The sequence below is a fragment of the Proteiniphilum sp. UBA5463 genome (assembly GCF_002427225.1).
GTDB lineage: Bacteria > Bacteroidota > Bacteroidia > Bacteroidales > Dysgonomonadaceae > Proteiniphilum > Proteiniphilum propionicum.
This window is the reverse complement of the sequence record NZ_DIQL01000046.1, coordinates 1-3,315: the sequence shown is the minus strand read 5'-3', so window position 1 is coordinate 3,315 and position 3,315 is coordinate 1. Positions and strand designations below refer to the sequence as shown.

Below are 3,315 nucleotides of genomic sequence, written 5' to 3'. Positions count from 1 at the left end.
TTATGAGTTGACGGGAATCCAGGGTACATGACTTATGTAATTCTAATAGTTCAAGCGCGGGAAGTCCTGGCGATCCAAATGACCCTTGGTCTGGGAAATCTAAAGTGATTCAAAGTGGGGGAAATACGCTAAAGGATGCGACGTTAAAAATTCTTGGACTAACTAAGCAGCAAGGGAAATATGCCATAGAGGCGCTGAAGGACGATTGTGGTTTGCGTAATGACGCTCACTTTAAAATCTGGGAAAATGGGGATGTTCTTAATCCTGATACTGGAGCGGTCTTGGGAAACTTATACGACTTTGTACAATAAACAAATTATGCTGCTTTAAGGATAATTGATTGAAGCTAATTAACAACTTACGGGGGTGATTCCATGATTAAAGTATTGCAGGAATTTACATTTGATGAAGAAGTAGATGCCAAAGAAATATCGGTCTCTTTTGGCATAAACTGCGATGGTAGCAGTCTAGATCCAGATCATGTTACAACTGTACTTAATGTCCAGCCGTCATCTTCGTGGAGAAAAGGGGATGCGTATTTATCAAAAACGCGTAATCCCAAAAACGGAAAAATCGGAGAGGTTGTCCGGCCAAGATACAATACCCGATGGGGAATAGAGACAAAAGGCGTAGTCAAATCTAATAAAGTTGCTGATCATCTGAGTTATATAGATCAGTTACTTTCGCCAAAACTGAAGGAAATTCAACAGATTATTGAACCGGATGATGTTTTTGCGAGAATTACCATAACAAAAGAATCATATGATATTGACATATATTACGATGTTGATTCAAGCTTGTTGATGCGGTGCTGTAAACTATGTAAAGAAATTACTTTCGTAAGCCTTAAGTGTGAAAAGGGCACATAAGTTTGGAAGTTGCGTGTGCTGCAAGCTGATTCGGGCGTTCTTCGCTCTGGCAACCAAAGATGAGAACTATGAACGAAAAACAGATGATAAGTGCTGTTTCGCAATGGCTTTTTTGCCTTGAAGGAAATCTAAGAAAACGCGAGAGAATCGATGAAGATAATACGTTTACATAGGGAGGTAAAATGCTTCAGAGAGAACTAAGTTACTTGAAAAACAAAAACTGCTGGGGGGTACTGGCTGGACCTCCGAATGCTTCAATTATTAGTTTGCATCCTAGATTCCCGAAACACCTAACAATGTAATACTCAGAAATTGGCCGAAACTGTTGCAAAACCTAAGTTTATTGAGATAGAGACTTGATGTCAGCGGAATTTTATAATGACCCCATAGGGTGAGACACAAAAAATAAAAATTAAGTTATAATGAGAGCATGAAAAAGAGAAATCAGTACTCAGCCGAATCCTGACCGAGCCGTTGAAAGGCGATCGGTCAGGATTTTTTATGCTAATATTTATTCTGAAGCTGCCGTGGTAGGATTATAATGGTGCTGCCCGTACGGCTATGACGGATATTTATTACGATGCCAATGGAAACAAGGTTAAAACGATCGATGCTAATCACACAGAAAAGTATACATATGATGCAGTTGGGAACCGCGAGAAAGAAGAAATAAGTTATCCCCAGGAGGAAATAAGTAACGCTTATGCAGAATCCCGAACGTATCTATATTATGCCAGCAGCGATCGGCTTAAGACCGATGGGCGCTTCGCGTATGTGTATGATAATAACGGCAATCTGGTGCAGAAAGGCAATAGGTTCGCGATTGCCGGCGATGTTGTTTCCTTTACCGCTACCTTCGGGGACGGGGTAGAGTATTGGGAATATGATTACGATTTACGGAATCGCCTAGTGGCGGTGCGTAAATCGGGTCTGGCTGAAAGTGACTTAATCGAGATCAAGTATACCTATGACCCGGGCGGGCTGCGGCTGATGAAAGAAAAGCCTGGTGAAGTCAAATACTACGCCTTTGATCTGAGCGGCAACGCCATTTACGATGCTGTTGCCGGGAGCGAAAAGGAGCATTGCTACGTATGGTCCTTTGGCAAAACGCTGGCCCGGGTGGACGACGGACCGGGTGAGGCTGTAACGACCTATTATCTGCACACGGACATGCTGGGCAGCGTGGTGGCGGTTACGGATGAGCACGGCAACAAGATCTGGGAAGGGGACTATACGCCGTTTGGCGAACGGATCAGGAAAGACAGCGGTAACGGGTTTGATCTGGATGGGTTGTTTACCGGGAAGGAATTCGATGAAGGGTCTATGTTACAATTCCGGACATGATGATAAGATAGTAATATCTGAAAGGAAGATCAATCATGTCCAAAATCCGCCAGCACTACGATGAAGAATTTAAGAAAAATGCCGTCAAACTAAGCTACGCTAGTCCCAAGACGATGAAAGCTTTCGCCGCCGACTTGGGCATTAGCATCAGTCTCATTTACAGCTGGAGAAAGATCTATACCGAAGAGGGCGATAAGACCAAGTTGGCTGAACAACATGAATCGCTGCGGCAGCTCCAGATCGAAAACGCTGAACTGAGAATGGAAAACGAAATGCTAAAAAAAGCAGCGGCCTACTTTGCGAAACATCTGAAGTAAAATATCGCTTTGTTCAAAAGAACAGTGAATATCCCGTTAAAAAGTGGGCCGATATGCTGGATTTCTCGACTAGTGCGTACTATGACTGGTTGAAAATCAAAGATAAACGGGATAACAAACAAGAAAAGTATGAAACAGCCATTACAAAGATCTTCACCGGCAGTGGGAATACCTATGGTCCCGATCGTGTCTGTGGACTCCTCAGGAGACAAGGGCACACGGCATCGTACAAACGGGTTTCCAGCATCATGAAGAGACTGGGCCTTTCCTCCATTCACAATAGGCGCCGCCAGCGCTCGTTAACCGATAGCCGCAATGCCAGGGGCAAGGAATGGCCAAACCTGGTCCGCGAACTAGATGTCTGTGAACCCTTCCAGGCCATCACAAGTGATATTAGCTACATCAAAACCGCTGAAGGCTTTGAATACCTCTGTAAAGTCAAGGACGTGGCCACAGGTATCGTTTTAGCTCATACCATGGCAGATAACATGAAAGCTGCATTAGTGACAGAAACCATAAAGAAAGCCAAAAAACGCTGGCATCTACCCAAAAACTGTATCCACCATAGTGACCTTGGAGCGCAATATACCGCCATAGAAACTCAGAAGTTACTAAAAGACTTAGGGTTCCAACAAAGCTTTTCCCGAGCTGGAAAGCCCGGTGACAACGCCTGGAGTGAAAGCTTCTTCTCCATTCTTAAAAAGGAAGCTGTTCACTGGCGGCACTTCCAAACACGCGGAGAAGCCCGCCAAGCAATCTTCGCATATATTGAAGGTTTTTACAAC

The 3,315-nt window shown here is 44.0% G+C and carries 3 protein-coding genes and 1 pseudogene; all 4 read left to right on the top strand.

Features of this window, described 5'->3' with window-relative positions; genetic code table 11:
• Positions 1-374 precede the first annotated feature (374 nt).
• The gene (locus B3B27_RS07520; RefSeq protein WP_286847224.1) at positions 375-869 is read left to right on the top strand and encodes a DUF4279 domain-containing protein; all 495 of its coding nucleotides are present in this window, start codon (positions 375-377) and stop codon (positions 867-869) included.
• Between the two features lie 561 nt (positions 870-1,430).
• Positions 1,431-2,213, top strand: a complete 783-nt coding sequence (locus tag B3B27_RS07515) for an RHS repeat domain-containing protein (RefSeq protein ID WP_286847223.1) — start codon at positions 1,431-1,433, stop codon at positions 2,211-2,213.
• A 35-nt stretch (positions 2,214-2,248) separates the two neighbouring features.
• A complete protein-coding gene (locus B3B27_RS07510) occupies positions 2,249-2,530 on the top strand; it encodes a transposase (protein ID WP_286847221.1) in 282 nt (93 codons plus the stop codon).
• 17 nt (positions 2,531-2,547) lie between these two features.
• Positions 2,548-3,315: pseudogene (locus B3B27_RS07505) on the top strand (IS3 family transposase); the annotation flags it as partial.

What these genes read in the sequence shown, in the direction of transcription:
- B3B27_RS07520 (WP_286847224.1), top strand. Translation starts at nt 375, where the DNA reads ATGATTAAAGTATTGCAGGAATTTACATTTGATGAAGAAGTAGATGCC.
- B3B27_RS07515 (WP_286847223.1), top strand. Translation starts at nt 1,431, where the DNA reads ATGACGGATATTTATTACGATGCCAATGGAAACAAGGTTAAAACGATC.
- B3B27_RS07510 (WP_286847221.1), top strand. Translation starts at nt 2,249, where the DNA reads ATGTCCAAAATCCGCCAGCACTACGATGAAGAATTTAAGAAAAATGCC.